This is a genomic window from Paenibacillus sp. J31R34, assembly GCF_059383715.1.
The window spans coordinates 251,896-268,474 of record NZ_JBXENU010000001.1; the positions used below are offsets into that span (position 1 = coordinate 251,896).

15 protein-coding genes are annotated in these 16,579 nt (G+C 50.4%); all 15 read left to right on the forward strand.

The features are described from left to right. The first annotated feature begins 24 nt into the window (after positions 1–24). The 15 genes from aroC to hisC all read left to right on the forward strand — a co-directional run bounded on the left by aroC (position 25) and on the right by hisC (position 16,578). Complete coding sequence (gene aroC, locus AC50YG_RS01025; protein WP_338551723.1) at positions 25–1,194, forward strand: chorismate synthase; 1,170 nt, start codon at positions 25–27, stop codon at positions 1,192–1,194. A 3-nt stretch (positions 1,195–1,197) separates the two neighbouring features. Then, positions 1,198–2,295, forward strand: coding sequence for a 3-dehydroquinate synthase (aroB, locus tag AC50YG_RS01030; RefSeq protein ID WP_494824080.1), 1,098 nt, complete (start codon positions 1,198–1,200; stop codon positions 2,293–2,295). Position 2,296: 1 nt separating this feature from the next. Then, a complete protein-coding gene (aroH, locus tag AC50YG_RS01035; protein WP_338551721.1) occupies positions 2,297–2,665 on the forward strand; it encodes a chorismate mutase in 369 nt (122 codons plus the stop codon). A gap of 410 nt (positions 2,666–3,075) precedes the next feature. Then, complete coding sequence (trpE, locus tag AC50YG_RS01040) at positions 3,076–4,668, forward strand: anthranilate synthase component I (protein ID WP_341278159.1); 1,593 nt, start codon at positions 3,076–3,078, stop codon at positions 4,666–4,668. Beyond that, entirely contained in the window at positions 4,665–5,720 is a 1,056-nt protein-coding gene (gene trpD / locus AC50YG_RS01045; protein ID WP_494824082.1) for an anthranilate phosphoribosyltransferase, read from the forward strand. Before trpE ends, trpD begins: the two co-directional genes overlap by 4 nt. Beyond that, positions 5,707–6,501, forward strand: coding sequence for an indole-3-glycerol phosphate synthase TrpC (gene trpC, locus AC50YG_RS01050; RefSeq protein ID WP_494824084.1), 795 nt, complete (start codon positions 5,707–5,709; stop codon positions 6,499–6,501). Before trpD ends, trpC begins: the two co-directional genes overlap by 14 nt. Continuing rightward, entirely contained in the window at positions 6,501–7,235 is a 735-nt protein-coding gene (locus AC50YG_RS01055) for a phosphoribosylanthranilate isomerase (RefSeq protein WP_473757516.1), read from the forward strand. Before trpC ends, AC50YG_RS01055 begins: the two co-directional genes overlap by 1 nt. Further along, positions 7,232–8,437 carry a tryptophan synthase subunit beta gene (gene trpB, locus AC50YG_RS01060; protein ID WP_494824086.1) on the forward strand — a complete coding sequence of 402 codons (1,206 nt, stop codon included), beginning with the start codon at positions 7,232–7,234 and terminating at the stop codon, positions 8,435–8,437. Before AC50YG_RS01055 ends, trpB begins: the two co-directional genes overlap by 4 nt. Continuing rightward, positions 8,424–9,230, forward strand: a complete 807-nt coding sequence (gene trpA / locus AC50YG_RS01065; RefSeq protein ID WP_494824087.1) for a tryptophan synthase subunit alpha — start codon at positions 8,424–8,426, stop codon at positions 9,228–9,230. Before trpB ends, trpA begins: the two co-directional genes overlap by 14 nt. Before the next feature lie 326 nt (positions 9,231–9,556). After that, a complete protein-coding gene (fabZ, locus tag AC50YG_RS01070) occupies positions 9,557–9,979 on the forward strand; it encodes a 3-hydroxyacyl-ACP dehydratase FabZ (RefSeq protein ID WP_494824089.1) in 423 nt (140 codons plus the stop codon). Positions 9,980–10,130: 151 nt separating this feature from the next. Beyond that, entirely contained in the window at positions 10,131–10,766 is a 636-nt protein-coding gene (locus AC50YG_RS01075) for a TetR/AcrR family transcriptional regulator (RefSeq protein ID WP_494824092.1), read from the forward strand. Positions 10,767–10,953: 187 nt separating this feature from the next. Further along, positions 10,954–12,258, forward strand: coding sequence for an MFS transporter (locus AC50YG_RS01080; protein ID WP_494824093.1), 1,305 nt, complete (start codon positions 10,954–10,956; stop codon positions 12,256–12,258). Further along, positions 12,218–14,557 carry an ABC transporter permease gene (locus AC50YG_RS01085; protein ID WP_494824095.1) on the forward strand — a complete coding sequence of 780 codons (2,340 nt, stop codon included), beginning with the start codon at positions 12,218–12,220 and terminating at the stop codon, positions 14,555–14,557. Before AC50YG_RS01080 ends, AC50YG_RS01085 begins: the two co-directional genes overlap by 41 nt. Before the next feature lie 22 nt (positions 14,558–14,579). Next, entirely contained in the window at positions 14,580–15,341 is a 762-nt protein-coding gene (locus AC50YG_RS01090; protein ID WP_494824096.1) for an ABC transporter ATP-binding protein, read from the forward strand. A gap of 139 nt (positions 15,342–15,480) precedes the next feature. Next, a complete protein-coding gene (hisC, locus tag AC50YG_RS01095) occupies positions 15,481–16,578 on the forward strand; it encodes a histidinol-phosphate transaminase (protein WP_473757508.1) in 1,098 nt (365 codons plus the stop codon). Position 16,579 lies beyond the last annotated feature (1 nt).

The window sequence follows — 16,579 nt, forward strand, 5'->3', positions numbered from 1 at the left end:
TTGCGTTGAAGGAGGAGCTTTAGGTTGAGTTTACGATATTTGACAGCGGGGGAAACACATGGTCCCCAATTGACCGCCATTATTGAGGGTCTTCCTAGCAATTTAACCATTGATTTTGAGGAAATTAATTTTCAGCTTCACCGTCGCCAGAAAGGCCATGGCCGCGGTCGTCGCATGCAAATTGAGAAAGATACGGCGAACATTGTCGGCGGCGTTCGTCATGGTCGGACGACTGGCGCTCCTGTAGCGCTAATCGTTGAGAACAATGACTGGAAGCATTGGACAAGCGTAATGAACATTGCCCCGATCGAAGGCGGAGATGAAGAGAAGCGCCGGGTACACCGTCCGCGTCCTGGACATGCGGATTTGAACGGCGGTTTGAAATATAATTTGAAGGATCTTCGCAACGTACTGGAGCGCTCCAGTGCCCGCGAGACAGCAGCACGCGTAGCGGTAGGCGCGGTAGCACGCCAACTTCTTGCTGAATTCGGCATTAAAGTAGGCGGACAGGTTATCCGCATTGGCGAGATTGAAGCGCCGGCAAACCAATTGCCGCTGGATGAGCTCATTCGCCTTACGGAAGAATCGCCTGTGCGCGTCGTTGATAAAGAAACCGAAGAGAAGATGACTGCGTACATTGACCAAATTAAAGCCGAAGGAGATTCCATCGGCGGCGTGGTCGAGTGCATTATTGAAGGCGTGCCAATTGGACTGGGAAGCCATGTGCAATGGGACCGCAAGCTGGATGCGCGCATCGCAGGTGCTGTCGTTTCGATTAATGCTTTCAAAGGCTGCGAAATCGGCATTGGCTTTGAAGCGGCGAAGCTGCGCGGCTCGCAGGTGCATGACGAGATTTTGTACACTGCACAGGAAGGTTATACGAGAGCGACGAACCGTCTGGGCGGATTCGAGGGCGGTATGACTAATGGCGAGCAAATCGTTGTCCGTGGCGTAATGAAGCCAATTCCAACGCTTTACAAGCCGCTTCGCAGCGTGGATATTGATACGAAAGAACCATTCACGGCACAAGTGGAACGTTCCGACAGCTGTGCAGTTCCGGCAGCTAGCGTTGTTATGGAGCATGTTGTGGCTTTTGAAGTAGCGAAAGCATTTCTTGAGAAGTTCGGCGGCGACTCCATTGAGGAAATCCGCTCGAACCTGAATCAATACCTTGAGCAAATAGGCAGGTACTAAAGGATGAGAGAGCTAACGGTTGATTTAGGCGAGCGCTCTTATCCAATCTATATTGGGGAGGGTCTCCTGCAGGAGGCTCCCTCTTTTTTCGAAAAGCATGGCATTAGCAAAAAATCTCCGCTGCTAATCATCTCGGATGACAAGGTGGCGCCCCATTATTTGGAGCCGCTTGCAAACGCGCTAAGCGCAGCAGGCTTCCAGCCGTCGACAGCAATCGTACCGTCGGGTGAAAGCTCGAAGTCTTTGGCGATGCTGGAGGAATTGGTTACTCATGCGCTGAAGGCTGGGCTTGACCGCAAGTCGGCGATCGTTGCCCTTGGCGGCGGCGTAGTTGGCGATTTGGCCGGTTTCGTAGCAGCGTCTTATATGCGCGGCGTGAAATTCATTCAAATTCCGACGACGATATTGGCGCATGACAGCAGCGTTGGCGGCAAAGTGGCAGTCAACCACCCGCTGGCGAAAAATATTATTGGCGCTTTCCATCAACCGGAAATGGTGCTTTATGATTTGAATACGCTTCAGACGCTGCCGCCGCGTGACGTTTCTGCAGGCTTGTCGGAAGTGGTCAAACACGGCTTCATCTGGGACGACGCTTTCGTGCAGTGGTGCGATGAAAACTCAGAGCGTCTGCTGGCGCTCGATCCAGAAGCACTGGGCTATGCCTTGTACAAGGGCTGCAGTGTAAAGGCTGCTGTCGTATCCAAGGATGAGCGCGAGAATGACCTGCGTGCGATTCTGAATTTGGGCCATACAATTGGACATGCGCTGGAGGCTGTAGCTGGCTATGGCGAGCTGCTTCATGGCGAGGCGATCTCCATCGGCATGATTGGCTCGGCCAAGCTTGGCCTGCGTTATGGAGCGCCTGAGGACGTCTATACAACAACGAAGCGCGTGCTTGCGAAATGCGGGCTTCCGGTGAAGCTGCCGGAGCACTTCGACGTGGACGCGATTATGGAAGCGATGATGCATGACAAAAAGTTCAGCGAAAGCACGATGATTTTCGTAGTGCCGACGGCGATCGGCGAAGTGGAAATCAAGAAGGATGTACCGGCGTCATGGGTTCGGGAAATCGTGGAGGAATTGAAACAGGAGGCCGAGTAATATGAGCGTTAGGGGAATTCGCGGGGCAATTACCGTCGATACAAACGAGAAAGAGCCTATTTTAAAAGCAACACTTGAAATGCTGCATGCCATTGTCGCAGACAATGATGTTCAGCCTGACGATATTTGCAGCGTATTTATTACGGTGACAAATGATTTGGATGATGCGTTCCCTGCTTTGGCCATTCGCCAAATGAGCGGCTGGGAGCTTGTTCCACTCATGTGCGCGCTGGAAGTGCCAGTCAAGGGAAGCCTTGCGCGCTGCATAAGGCTTATGGTTACCGTGAATACGGATAAAACGCAAGCCGAAATTAAACATGTGTACTTGGGAGGAGCCCAGGTGCTTCGTCCAGATTTAACGCAATCCTAATCTAATTGACGATCAGGCACAAGATGTTGTATATTGGATGAAGTAAATGAGACTAGTTGAGTGGCAAGTGAGCAGGTTTTAGTTGAAATTAGATGAGCAGAGCAGAGACGAGCATAGCCAAGTTGCGAATAGATAGACTATAGAGCAGAGTGGGTAATTATGAAATAGATGATGTATAAGTTTAGCGCTTATAATCGCTTTCTATTTCATCGAGAGAAGAGCCTATCCATCTTATTAGATGGCGACAGCTGTTTTACGTTTACGTACCTACGTATGTGCAAGATGCTGCTATAGATTTATTTGCTGGCTGGCCTTTACTTTTTTGTCCTCATCTTAAATCAACGCCCCTGCCTTGGCAGGGGCTTTTTATTTTGAATGTGTCTACACATAGCGAGAAGGGGGACGTAACGATGAATAGTGAATTACAGCAAGTGGTCAAGCTCTCTGAGGAATACAATCTCATTCCGATCGTTCGTTATATGATGGCGGATACGGAGACGCCGATTCGGCTGTTTCAGCATTTTGCCAAGGAAAAGCATGCATTTCTGCTTGAAAGTGTAGAGGGCGGCGTGAAATGGGCGCGTTATTCGTTCATTGGAACCGATCCGTTTATGATGCTGTACGGCAAAAACGGCGAAATGATTTTTGAGAAAAATGGTGAAAAAATCAGCTTCGACGATAAGCCGCTAAGCTTGCTGAAGGATCATCTTCGTTACTATCGCAGTCCGGCGATGTCCCATCTTCCGCCATTTACGGGCGGGGCTATCGGGTTTTTCGGCTACGATTTGCTGCAATATTATGAGAAGCTTCCAGCCCACCGGATTGATGATTTGCAAATGAATGATTTGCAGTTTATGTTCTGCGATCAGGTCATCGTGTTCGACCACTTCAAGCAGCAGCTGCAAATTATCGGCAATGTGCATGTGCCGAAGGAGAAGACGCAGACGGGCATTGTTCAGTCCTACGGCGTCGAGGAGGCGTACAACGCAGCAGTTGCCAAAATCGAAGCGACGGTCGAGCGCCTGCAGCAGCAGGTGAAAATCCCCGTACCAATCGGTGCTGGCGTGCCTACTATGCCCGAGGTTGGCGATGTGCAGTCCAATTTGACGAAGGAGCAGTTCATCGCCAATGTCGACAAAGCGAAGGAGTACATTCGCGCAGGCGATATTTTCCAGGTGGTGCTGTCCCAGCGCTTCAGCATTGAGACGGATGTTGATCCGCTGCATGTGTACCGCGTACTTCGCACGATGAACCCTTCACCGTACATGTATTATTTGAAAATGGGAGAAGAGGTTATCGTTGGAACATCGCCGGAGGCGCTCGTTAAAGTAGATGGCAGCAAGGTGGAAACCCGCCCAATCGCGGGAACGCGCCCTCGCGGCAAAACGCCGGAGGAGGATCTGGCGCTGGAGCAGGATCTGCTGGCAGATGAGAAGGAGCGGGCGGAGCATCTGATGCTCGTTGACCTAGGTCGCAACGACATTGGCCGTGTATCCGAGTTCGGATCGGTGAAATGCGATTCCTTCATGGAAATCGAGCGTTATTCCCACGTTATGCATATCGTTTCGAATGTGACAGGCAAGCTGCGGGAGGATAAGGATTTTTACGATGCGTTTCTCTCTTGTCTTCCTGCCGGCACCGTATCCGGCGCACCGAAGCTGCGGGCGATGGAAATTATTGCGGAGCTTGAAAATGAAGCTCGCGGCGCTTACGCTGGAGCGATTGGTTATTTAGGCTTCGGCGGTTCGCTCGACACCTGCATCACGATTCGGACGATCATTTTCAAAAATGGCAAAGCCTACGTGCAGAGCGGGGCAGGCATCGTCTGGGATTCCGTTCCGGAGAGCGAATATACCGAAACGGTGAATAAAGCGAAAGCGCTGCTGACGGCCATTCGGGCCGCTGAGCAGCTGTTCGGCAAGCCTGGAGACGCTCGCGATCAGAGCTTCAATGCCATTAATAGCGATTATTACATTAAAGCAGGGGAGGGTTTCGTACAATGACAAACAGCCTGATACCGATTACGATGCAAAGCGCGTTAACTAAATTAATCGGCAGCGAGCATTTGTCACGGGAAGAAGCCCGCTCCGTTATGGATATTATTATGAACGGCGAAGCGACGCCGGTTCAAATTGCAGGCGTGGTGACTGCGCTGCGCATGAAAGGCGAGACGAAGGACGAAATTACAGGCTTTGCCCAGGCGATGCGGGCGCATTCGAGCCATGTGCAGACCGAGCAGGAGGGGCTGCTTGATACGTGCGGCACAGGCGGCTCCGGTATTCATAAATTCAATATATCGACGTCCTCGGCGATTATTGCGGCGGCAGCCGGCATTCGCGTAGCCAAGCATGGCAACCGTGCAATGTCGGGCAAAGCAGGCAGCGCTGATGTGCTGGAGGCGCTGGGCGTGCAAATTACGCTCACGCCGGAGCAGGCGGAGGAATGTCTGAAGCAGGTCGGCATCTGCTTCATGTTCGCGCAGCTGTACCATCCATCGCTTCGCCATGCTTCTGTTCCACGTAAAGAGCTGGGCATTCGGACGATTTTTAATATGCTGGGCCCGCTAACGAATCCTGCTGGTGCTGATCGCCAGCTAATCGGCTTGTATGATGCTAAGAAAACGGACACCGTCGCTTCGGTGCTGGCAGAGCTTGGCGTCAAACGCGCGATGGTCGTGAGCAGCAACGACGGGCTGGACGAAATCAGCATTTCGGCGCCAACTAGAGTCTCGGAGCTTCTGAATGGCAAGGTTCGCACGTATGAAATTACGCCGGAGGAGCTGGGCTTGACCCGCTATCCGATCAGCGAGGTGCTGGGCGGCGATCCTGCGGCCAATGCGGCGATTATTCGCGGCATATTCAGCGGAGAGCAGCGCGGCGCTTATCGCGATATCGTGCTTGCGAATGCAGGGGCTTGCATTTATGTGGGCGGAGCTGCTGCGAGCTTGACAGATGGTGTTAAAATCGCGGCGGACATGATTGATTCCGGATTAGCCGAGCAAAAGCTGCTGGGCCTCATTCAAACGACAGGAGAGCTGACCCATGTTTTTGGATAAAATCGTAGTAACAAAACGCGAAGAGGTTGAAGCATTATCGGCCACATTCCAATTAGCGGAATATGAGCGGACGATTGCCGAGCTTGCTCCGTGCCGCGGCTTTGAGCGTGCATTGACTGCGGGCCGCAAGCGCACGGTTGGACTCATTGCCGAGGTGAAAAAAGCTTCGCCTTCTAAAGGGCTGATTCGCCCTGAGTTTCACCCGGCGGAGCTGGCAGCTGCGTATGAGCAGGCCGGCGCGGATTGTATTTCCGTGCTGACGGATCGGCAATATTTTCAAGGGGCCAATGAGTATTTGACGCTCGTGAAGGATACAGTCAGCATTCCGCTGCTTCGCAAGGACTTTATTATTGATTACCGCCAGGTGTACGAGGCGAGAGTCATTGGCGCGGATGCGATTTTGCTCATTGCGGCGATATTGACGAAGCAGCAGATGTCTGAGCTGTATGATACAGCTGTTTCGCTTGGCATGGATGTGCTGGTCGAGGTGCACAACCGCGAGGAGCTGGAGGCGGTGCTTGAGCTGAATAAAGCGACGCTTATCGGAGTCAACAATCGCGATCTGAAAAGCTTTGTCACGGATCTGCGTACAACGGAGCAGTTGATCGGCTTGATGCCGCAAGGTGTGACTGTTATTAGCGAAAGCGGAATTGCCGGTCCGGCAGATATGGATTATTTGCAAGGTATTGGCGCGCAAGGGGTTCTAATTGGCGAACATTTCATGCGCCAGGCTGATGCAGGTCAGGCTATTATCGATTTGATGGGTCCGGTGGGCCGCTAGTGCAGACTCAGACGACTCCCCGTATTAAAATTTGCGGCCTGAAGACTGTGGAGACGATTCAGCAAATGGACGGGCTACCGTTCCATGATATTGGATTTATATTTGCGGCTAGCAAGCGTCAAGTGCTTCCTGCGCAAGCAGCAGAGCTGGTTGCGGCAGTACACAGCTTGAAGGCGGCAGCGGGGCAGCGTCCCCAGACCGTCGGCGTATTCGTCAATCCTGCGCTTGCGGAGCTGCGCGAGACGCTGGCTATTGCTCCGCTCGATGTGGTACAGCTGCATGGCAGCGAAACACCTGCTTTTTGCCAAGCGGTCCGTGAGCAATTTGCGGTGAAGGTGTGGAAGGTATTTTCTATACGCGATGAAGCGGTTGTTCAGTCTGAGGAAGTCACAGGCAGGGGCGTTGACAAGGGCACGGATGCTCATACAAGTGCCGATGAGGCGGCTGCCCGGCTTGCTCCTTATGAAGGCAAGGTCGATGCTGTATTGATAGACACAGCCGGGGGAGGTACGGGCAAAGCGTTCAACTGGGAGGTTATCGACGATTACCAAGCTGCGGCAGCGCAGTTGAATGTGCCGCTTTATGTAGCGGGCGGTCTAAACCCGGACAACGTACAGGAATTGTTAGCTGCGTACGCTCCGAGTGGCCTTGATGTGTCCAGCGGAGTAGAGACGGACGGCGTTAAAGATATTGAGAAAATTAGATTATTCGTCAGAAAGGTGATGCAACGATGAACCGAGTACCGGATGAAAATGGTCGTTTCGGCAAGTTTGGCGGCCGTTATGTTCCCGAGACGTTAATGAACGCACTGCTTGAGCTGGAGGAAGCGTACAACCACTATTCCAAGGATGAATCCTTCCAAGAGGAAATCCGCAATCTGCTGCATAAATATTCGGGCAGACCTACATCGCTCTATTATGCAGAGCGCCTGAGCGAGCAGCTTGGCGGCGCAAAAATTTATTTGAAGCGCGAGGATTTGAACCATACGGGCGCCCACAAAATCAACAATACAATCGGTCAGGGCGTTCTGGCGAAGCGCATGGGAAAAACAAAAATTATTGCCGAAACGGGCGCAGGCCAGCATGGGGTTGCTTCGGCAACGATTGCGGCATTGCTTGGACTGGAATGCAAAGTATTTATGGGCGAGGAAGATATGAAGCGCCAGCAGCTCAATGTTTTCCGTATGCAGCTGCTTGGAGCGGAAGTCGTGCCGGTTCTTTCGGGAACGCGCACACTTAAGGATGCCTGTAATGAAACGCTCCGCTACTGGGTTAGCCATGTAGACGATACGTATTATATTTTGGGTTCAGCGACAGGGCCGCATCCATATCCGATGATCGTCCGTGATTTTCAGCGGATTATCGGCGACGAATCGCGCAAGCAAATTGTGGCAGAGGAAGGACGCCTGCCAGATTATGTAGTAGCAGCGGTTGGCGGCGGCAGCAATGCGATCGGGATTTTTTACCCGTTCATTGAAGATGCGGCTGTGCGTTTGATCGGTGTTGAAGCTGCGGGACGCGGAGTAGAGACCGATGAGCATGCGGCTACGATGACGAAAGGCCGTCATGGCGTATTTCAGGGCTCGCTGAGCTATGTGCTGCAGGATGACAACGGACAAGTGCTGCCTGCGCATTCCATTTCGGCAGGTCTCGACTATCCAGGGATTGGCCCTGAGCATTCGTATTTGAAGGATTCGGGCCGGGCGGAATATTTTCCGATTACGGACGATGAAGCAATGGACGCTTTACAGCTGCTGTCGCGCACAGAAGGCATCATTCCAGCGCTGGAGTCAGCGCATGCGATTGCCCAGACGGTCAAGCTGGCACCAACGCTTGATAAAGATCAAATTATTGTCGTAAGCCTGTCCGGCCGCGGCGATAAAGATGTAGAGACGATTATGAGCAAGCTGGGAGGCGCAGTCGATGAATCTCATTGATACGGTATTTGCAAAGCTACGTGAGGAAAAGCGTACCGCGCTGATCCCTTTTATAACGGTGGGAGATCCTGACCTCAAAACCTCACTGGCGATTATTAAGCAGTTGGAGGAGTCTGGCGCTGATCTAATCGAGCTGGGCGTTCCTTATTCTGACCCGCTCGCCGACGGTCCGGTTATTCAACGGGCTTCCGAGCGTGCCTTGAGAAGCAGCATTACCCTTCGCGACTGTATTGAAGCGGCAGCGCAAGCACGCGAAGCTGGCGTGAAGCTGCCTTTCATCCTGTTCACCTATTTCAATCCGGTGCTGCAGTTCGGTCTGGAAGCCTTTATGGAGCTGGTGAAAAATAAAGAAATCAGCGGTTTGATCATTCCCGATCTGCCGATTGAAGAGGATGCCGAGGTTCGCCAGCTGGCGGAAGCCGCGGGCATTCACCTCATTCCGCTTGTCGCTCCGACCTCCAAGGATCGGGTCGTACGTATTTCGCAAAAGGCGAAAGGGTTCGTCTATTGCGTTTCCTCGCTGGGCGTAACGGGCGTGCGCGCCGAATTCCACAGTGGGATCGACGATTTCCTCGCTACCGTGCGGGAAGCGACTGATCTGCCGATCGCCGTTGGCTTCGGCATTTCGAGCCGTGAGCAAGTGGAGCGTTTCTCCAAGCAATGCGATGGTGTTGTGGTAGGCAGTGTGATTGTACGCAAAATAGAAGAATCAATTCCGCTGCTAGCAGAGGAGAATACCCGCGCTGAGGGCTTGAAGCAGATCGGCGAGTTTGTAGCCGGGCTCAAAGGCTAGGGCATATTCAGCCTCTTAGCGGGAGGCATCATTTAAGAGGCGCAGAATACGAGCATATTCTGCGCTTCTTTTTTTAGGTTAAGTTAGGGCGTGTCTGAAAACCCGTTCAGTGGCACCTTTCACCGCCTTTTCGCCCCCTGCTTCGTTCCGTTTGCTTGACGTACCCCCGGTACGCCTTCACAAGCGCGCCTTGCATGGAACGAAAATTCGGCAAAATTTGCTGTCCTCAGAGTTCTCAGACACGCCCTAGTCTTTATTGTTGAGCTTATGGTCATTTTTTCCAAATAGTGTTAAAATGGTCATATACCTACAAGAGGAGGAAATCCATGTTTGATATTGAAAAAATAAAAGAGGTAATTCCTCATAGATATCCATTTCTTTTGGTTGATAGAATCTTGGAAATTGATGAGGGTAAAAAAGCTGTTGGAATTAAAAATGTGACAATCAATGAACCTTATTTCATTGGTCATTTTCCCGACTATCCCGTTATGCCTGGAGTCTTGATTGTAGAAGCACTGGCGCAGGTTGGTGGTATCGTTATGTCTAAAGGAGAAAGCAGTAAAATAGGATTATTGACTGGTATTGATAATTGTCGATTCAAGAGGCAAGTAAAACCAGGAGACCAACTTATTCTTACATTCGAAGTAACTCGAATCAAGGGGCAGATAGTTAAAGGAAAAGGCGTCGCCACGGTAAACAATGAACTGGCTTGTGAAGCTGAAATAATGTTTGCATTCAGTTCGATTTAGGTTTTTAAGCGGGGAACATCAGCAATAGAAAGAACGCCGCAAGGCGTTTTTCTTATGTCAGCTCAAAAATAAGATTGATTATGCTCAAATAATGGCCTATACTAGCACTAGACCGACCGACGGTCTATAGAAAGGAGCGACTAAGCGGACGATGCGTATACTGAAAGATCCGGAAGAACGCAAAAATGAAATTTTAGATACGGCAGAAATGCTTTTTTATACGAAGGGCTATAATAAAACGACGATTAATGACATCCTTCAGGAGATTGGCATTGCGAAGGGAACCTTTTATTATTACTTTAAATCCAAAGAGGAAGTTATGGACGCGATCATTATGCGGATTGTGGCGGCGGATGTTGCTTCTGCAAAAAGCATAGCCGCAAGTTCGGAGCTGCCGACCTTGGTCAAGCTGTTTCAAATTTTGATGGCTCAGAAGCCTAAGAATGGTGATCGTAAGGAGCTGCTGCTGGAGCAATTCCACCAGGTCGGCAATGCCGAAATGCATCAGAAAAGCCTCGTACAGACCATTATTCACTTGACGCCTGTATTAACAACAGTCATTGAGCAAGGCATAGAGGAGCAAATTTTTCATACCGAATACCCCAAGGAGACGGTTGAATTTTTAATTGTATCTTCCACTTTTCTGTTCGATGAAGGTTTATTCGAATGGCAGCCAGAGGAAATGATCCAGAAGGCGAAGGCTTTTATTCATGTTATGGAAACGACGCTGGGAGCGAAAAAAGGCAGCTTTGATTTTATTTTTGATATGCTGACTAACCCGAATTAACCTAGAATCACCCACTTTAGCGCTGCATCCAAATTGTCCATGAAAGGCGTGGCCGTTAGCGTATCCAGTTATCTGATTCCTGTTCAATTGTTGGGTACGCTTGTATGCCGGCTTATTTTTTTAAGCATTATAGACTGACGGTCAGTCTATATACGAATGAACCTATTTTTTAAGGAGGAGTTAATCGATGATACAAAGCCAAGCGAAAAAAGAGCTGTTCGGAAGAAGCTTCCAGCTGCTCCTATTGGGACAAATTATCTCGATTTTGGGCAGCGCTCTGCTGCGCTTTGGGCTATCGCTTTATGCGCTGGATCTTACAGGACGAGCGGATATTTTTGGCACTCTCTATGCGTTATCCAGCATCCCGCTGCTGCTGTCGCCAATTGGCGGGGCCATTGCTGATCGCTTCAACCGCCGTCATTTAATCGTTATATTCGATTTTGCAAGCTGCATGGTTGTTCTGGGCTTTTTGCTCCTATTGGCGGGGGGCCACGCGACGGTTGTTGTTATTGGTATGGTGATGGTATTGCTTTCGCTGATCAGCGCGATGTACCAGCCTGCTGTGCAAGCGAGCATCCCGCTGCTGGTGCAGGAGAGCCGGCTTGAGCAGGCCAATGGAATGGTGAATGGCATCGGTGCCCTTGCCCAAATGGCTGCCCCGGTGCTTGGCGGCATCCTGTATGGCGTCCTTGGCCTGCAAACGTTGCTGATCGGAAGCGGTATCGCTTTTTTACTGTCAGCCGTCATGCAGCTATTTATGGAGATCCCGTTTGTAAAACGCGAGCAGAAGCGAAATATCGTCGCAACGCTTGCAGCAGATATGAAAGTAGGGTTTGCCTATGTAGCCCAGCAGCGCTCGATTTTAAAGGCGATGATATTAGCGGCGCTGCTCAATTTTATTTTAACGCCGTTTTTTGTCGTCGGCGGGCCGATTATTTTGCGGGTTACGATGCATAGCAGCGATACGCTTTATGGAGTTGGCATGGGCATTGTGGAATGCAGCACGATTTTAGGCGCACTAACGATCGGAATCTTTGCGAAAAAAATGCAAATGAGCTCTTTGTATCGGTGGCTGCTCATCATTGCTGCATTGATATTGCCATTATCGATGTCGCTGACGCCATGGATGCTGGGGCTTGGCTATTATCCAGCCTATGTTCTATTTATGGCAAGTGTTGTTCCGATTGCGATGGCACTGACGATGATTTCGATTTTTGTGCTGACCCGGGTGCAAAAGCAGACACCTAATGACCTGCTTGGAAAGGTGATGGCCATCATTATGGCGGTCGCACAGATTGCGGCACCTGTTGGGCAAATCGTCTACGGCAAGCTGTTTGAAACGTTTAGCTTGCAGGTTTATTTCCCTGCGCTGCTCATGTTCGCAGCAATGCTAGTGATGGCTTGGGTGACAAAAAGGTTTTATCACAATCAAATAGAGAAGGGGCAGGAAGATGCTAGAGAAGATGTGGAGAAAAGATATCGCAAGGAATAAGCTGATTACCGCCATTTTATTTATGTTTATTATGATTTCCTCGCTGCTAGTGGCAAGCAGTGCAAGCATGCTTCTGGAGCTGTTTCGTTCGGTGGATGACTGGTTTGAGAAAGCGGGCGTCCCTCATTTTGTACAGATGCATGCCGGGGAAATCGACCAGCAGGAGATAGAGGATTTCGCCAGTCGCAGTAAGCTGGTGAAGGAGCAGCAAACCGTTGAGATGATTGCTATTGAACCGGCTCATGTTTATTTTGGCGCCAGCGGCGAGTCAGAGGCGGGCAGCGTCATGGAAATGAGCCTTGTGAAGCAAAACAAAGCGTTCGATTTTTTACTTGATTTGGACAATAAGCGGCTGGATGTGCTTCCGGGCGAAATAGCAGTGCCGATTTATTTTATGCAGCAGCATGGCTTGGAGCTCGGGGATACGGTGCGGCTGGCGACGGGCTCCTTTAGCAAAACCTTTACAATAAAGGATTTTGTTAGGGATGCCCAGATGAATCCGTCTATTGTCAGCTCAAAGCGTATCGTTGTAAGCGATTCGGATTGGGAGACGCTTAAGGGCTATTTTGCCGAAAAAGAATATTTGATCGAATTTCTGCTGCATGATGGGGAGCGAACGAGCGAATTTGAACAGCTCTACCTAGCTTCGGGCCTTCCGCACCAAGGGACTGCGATTACCTATGCTCAATTTCGACTATTGAATGCGCTGACGGATGGCGTTGCGGCCGTTGTCATTCTTTTAGCCAGCGTGCTGCTGATCGTCATAGCCTTTCTCTGCCTGCGGTTTACAATGCTCGCTGCGCTGGAGGAGGATGTTTATGAGATTGGCGTCATGAAGGCGATTGGTATAGCCGGAAGCGAAATCCGCCAGCTTTATTTAATGAAATATCGGCTGATCGCTTTGACAGCGACTATGGCGGGGTGGGTGCTTTCCTTATTTGCAGAACGGGCTTTCATGGCAAATCGGACTCTATACATAGGCACAGCTGAAAAAAATGCGCTAAGCTATATCATCCCCTTGCTGGGGGCAGGTTGTATTTTTCTATCCGTGATGTTGTTCTGTCGTCTGGTTTTGGGGAGATTTAAGCGAATATCAGCCGTTGAAGCCTTGCGCTCAGGCAGCACTTCGGCCAAAGGGCGGATGACAAAACGGCTGAAGCTCCATCGCAGCCGGCTTATCCCTGTAAATATATTTGTCGGCATTCAGGATGTGTTCGTCCGGATTAAAACATTCGGCTTGCTGGCCCTCGTATTCACGCTTTGCTTCTTCCTGATCATAGTGCCTGTGAATTTTTTGAATACGATGAAATCACCTGATTTTATGACTTATATGGGGGCGGGGAAGAGCGATATTCAAATTGATATGCGGCAAACAGGCGACGTAGCGCAGCGATACAACGAGATGATCGCCTATATTCAACACGACAATGACGTGGAACTCTATTCGCCGCTCGTAACGAGTTCTTATAAGATGCGCAGCGACGATGGTGTCTATGAAAATGTGAGCGTGCAAACGGGCGATTTTTCGCTGTTTCCGCTAGCTTATTTAAGCGGGGCTGCTCCAGCTGCAAACGATGAGATCGCTCTTTCTTATCTGCATGCGAAGGAACGCGGCAAGAAGCTCGGAGACACGCTGACGCTCATCGTTGCTGGGGAAGAACGAGTGCTGAAGCTTTCGGGCATTTATCAGGATGTGACCAATGGCGGCAAGACAGCTAAAGCGCTGCTGCCTTATGAAGCACATTCCGTCCTCTGGTATATGGTCAGCTTGGATGTAAAGCCGGGCGTTGCAATTGGCGAAAAAAGGGCTGAATACGCAGCTGCCTTCTACCCGGCTAAGGTGACGTTTATGGAAGATTATTTATCTCAGACACTTGGCTCCACCATAAGCCAGCTGCAAAAAATAACGGCGCTTACCTTAGCGGCAGCTCTCGCCATTGCGCTGCTGATTACCGCTTTATTTTTCAACATGCTGATCGTGAAAGACGCTTCTGATATCGTCATTATGAGAAGCCTTGGGTTTTCCTTGAAAAATATCCGCCTGCAGTACATCATCCGCTCATTGGCGGTATTGCTGGCGGGGATCGTGTTAGGTACCGCAGCAGCGGGAAGTCTTGGGCAGGGCGTAGTCAGCATGCTAATGTCATTTATGGGCGCAGCCCGCGTCGAGTTCGTCGTTAATCCGTTTGTGGCCTACATGCTTATTCCTTTGATATTCCTCGCTGTAGGGCTAGTAACGACGCTGCTTAGCAGCTTAACCATAACGGCAAATGTCAAAATTGCTGGCGCAGCAAAATAATTTTCGAAAAGAGGGCATCGTGATGACCATCGTGTTAGAGGCGAAAAACGTAAACAAAAGCTATTCCGTAGGCAAAAATAATGAACAGGCTGTGCTGAAAAATGTGAATTTGCAATTGCAGGCAGGTGAGTTCGTATCTATAATGGGGCCTTCTGGCTGCGGTAAGTCTACCTTGCTGTACACGATTAGCGGGATGGACAAAATGACGTCCGGCAGTGTTGCCATACAAGGGCAAGAGCTTGGCAGTCTATCCGAAGAGCGGTTGGCTCAGCTTCGCTTGAGCAAAATGGGATTTGTTTTTCAACAGAGCGGATTTTTGAAAAATCTCAGCCTGCTCGACAACATTATTTTACCCGCTTATGTGGCGAAAAGAGAGAGTCGCGCTGCTATTGACCGGCGGGCCAGCGAGCTGATGCAGCGGACTGGAATTGCCGAGCTTGCCAATGCTGACAAGGCGGAAGTGTCCGGTGGACAGCTCCAGCGGGCAGCCATTTGCCGGGCGCTTATCAACCAACCGGAAATCGTGTTTGGCGATGAGCCGACAGGAGCTCTTAATTCCAAGGCAAGCGATGAGGTCATGGCTATTTTAACCGATTTAAATCATGCGGGGACGACGATCTTGCTGGTGACCCATGATGCGAAGGTGGCTGCCAAAACACAGCGCGTATTATTTATGCTGGATGGCCGCATCGTGGGCGAGCGGGTACTCGGTCAGCTCGAACAGGCTGAATTGAAGGTGCGGGAAGCAAAACTATCCTCATGGCTTGCCGAGATGGGATTTTAGATTTTTTCTTAAGGCAGACGCGATCAATTGCAATAGAACATCTTTTAAAGCGGGGCAAGATGTGAGACAATAAGCCTTATGCAATTGATATTTATATATCAATTAATTTGTAGATATATAAGAAGAGGTGGTCGGCAGCATGCAGCCAAAAAATAATATTTTACATCTCCCTGTCTATCAGCCTGGCAAGCCGGTTGAAGATGTGAAGAGAGAGCTTGGGCTAACTGAAGTCACGAAGCTGGCTTCCAATGAAAATCCACATGGTTGTTCGGAGCAGGCTAAAGCGGCAATCCTGGAAGAATTGAACCAAACGAATATTTATCCTGATGGCGCGAGCATTGAGCTTGCAGCAGCACTTGCGGGCCATCTTAACGTAAAGCCGGAGCAGCTGATTTTCGGCACAGGCTCTAGTGAAATTATTTTAATGCTGGCTCGTGCGTTTCTCGTTGCAGGGGACGAAACGATTATGGCAGACGAGACATTCCCGCAGTACAAGCATAACGCTGAAATTGAGAACGCTCGCATCATCGAGGTGCCTTTGAAAGATGGCAAGCATGATCTTCCTGCCATGCTGGCAAAGGTAACGGAGCGTACGAAAATCATCTGGATTTGCAATCCGAACAATCCGACCGGCACCATTGTGACGAAGGATGAGCTGACTGCTTTTTTACAGCAGGTTCCGAGCCATGTGCTCGTTGTGCTGGATGAGGCGTATTGCGAGCTTGTAACAGATCCCGCCTTTCCTAATGGCATTGAACTGCTGAGCAGCTACCGGAACTTGATCGTACTCCGCACATTCTCGAAGGTATATGGATTAGCGGCGCTTCGTATTGGTTATGGCGTTGGCGACCCGGAGGTGCTTCGCTTTATTAATCAGGTGCGGGAGCCCTTTAATACAACGAGAATCGCGCAGGCAGCGGCTAAAGCGGCCGTGTCTGATCAGGCTTTTATTCAGCATGTTGTGCAGCAAAATGCAGCGGGTATCGCTTATTTTGCTGCGCAGTTTGACCGGCTTGGCCTCGTTTATTATCCGGCGCATGGCAATTTTATTATGGTCGATGTAAAGCGTCCTTCTCCGGAAGTATTTGATGCGCTGCTGCGCAAAGGCTTTATTATTCGTTCCCGCTGGACGTATTACCCGACCTATATTCGGGTCAGCGTAGGCACGAAGCAGCAAAATGAGCAGTTTATAGCTGCTTTGGAGCAGGTTTTGCAGGAAGTGGCGGTGCAGTCATAGG

Excerpts from the sequence above, each read along its gene's own strand:
- trpD (WP_494824082.1), top strand. The coding sequence starts at position 4,665 with ATGACAAACAGCCTGATACCGATTACGATGCAAAGCGCGTTAACTAAA.
- aroH (WP_338551721.1), top strand. The coding sequence starts at position 2,297 with ATGAGCGTTAGGGGAATTCGCGGGGCAATTACCGTCGATACAAACGAG.
- fabZ (WP_494824089.1), top strand. The coding sequence starts at position 9,557 with ATGTTTGATATTGAAAAAATAAAAGAGGTAATTCCTCATAGATATCCA.
- trpE (WP_341278159.1), top strand. The coding sequence starts at position 3,076 with ATGAATAGTGAATTACAGCAAGTGGTCAAGCTCTCTGAGGAATACAAT.
- trpA (WP_494824087.1), top strand. The coding sequence starts at position 8,424 with ATGAATCTCATTGATACGGTATTTGCAAAGCTACGTGAGGAAAAGCGT.
- AC50YG_RS01075 (WP_494824092.1), top strand. The coding sequence starts at position 10,131 with ATGCGTATACTGAAAGATCCGGAAGAACGCAAAAATGAAATTTTAGAT.
- trpB (WP_494824086.1), top strand. The coding sequence starts at position 7,232 with ATGAACCGAGTACCGGATGAAAATGGTCGTTTCGGCAAGTTTGGCGGC.
- AC50YG_RS01080 (WP_494824093.1), top strand. The coding sequence starts at position 10,954 with ATGATACAAAGCCAAGCGAAAAAAGAGCTGTTCGGAAGAAGCTTCCAG.
- AC50YG_RS01085 (WP_494824095.1), top strand. The coding sequence starts at position 12,218 with ATGCTAGAGAAGATGTGGAGAAAAGATATCGCAAGGAATAAGCTGATT.
- AC50YG_RS01090 (WP_494824096.1), top strand. The coding sequence starts at position 14,580 with ATGACCATCGTGTTAGAGGCGAAAAACGTAAACAAAAGCTATTCCGTA.
- aroB (WP_494824080.1), top strand. The coding sequence starts at position 1,198 with ATGAGAGAGCTAACGGTTGATTTAGGCGAGCGCTCTTATCCAATCTAT.
- hisC (WP_473757508.1), top strand. The coding sequence starts at position 15,481 with ATGCAGCCAAAAAATAATATTTTACATCTCCCTGTCTATCAGCCTGGC.
- trpC (WP_494824084.1), top strand. The coding sequence starts at position 5,707 with ATGTTTTTGGATAAAATCGTAGTAACAAAACGCGAAGAGGTTGAAGCA.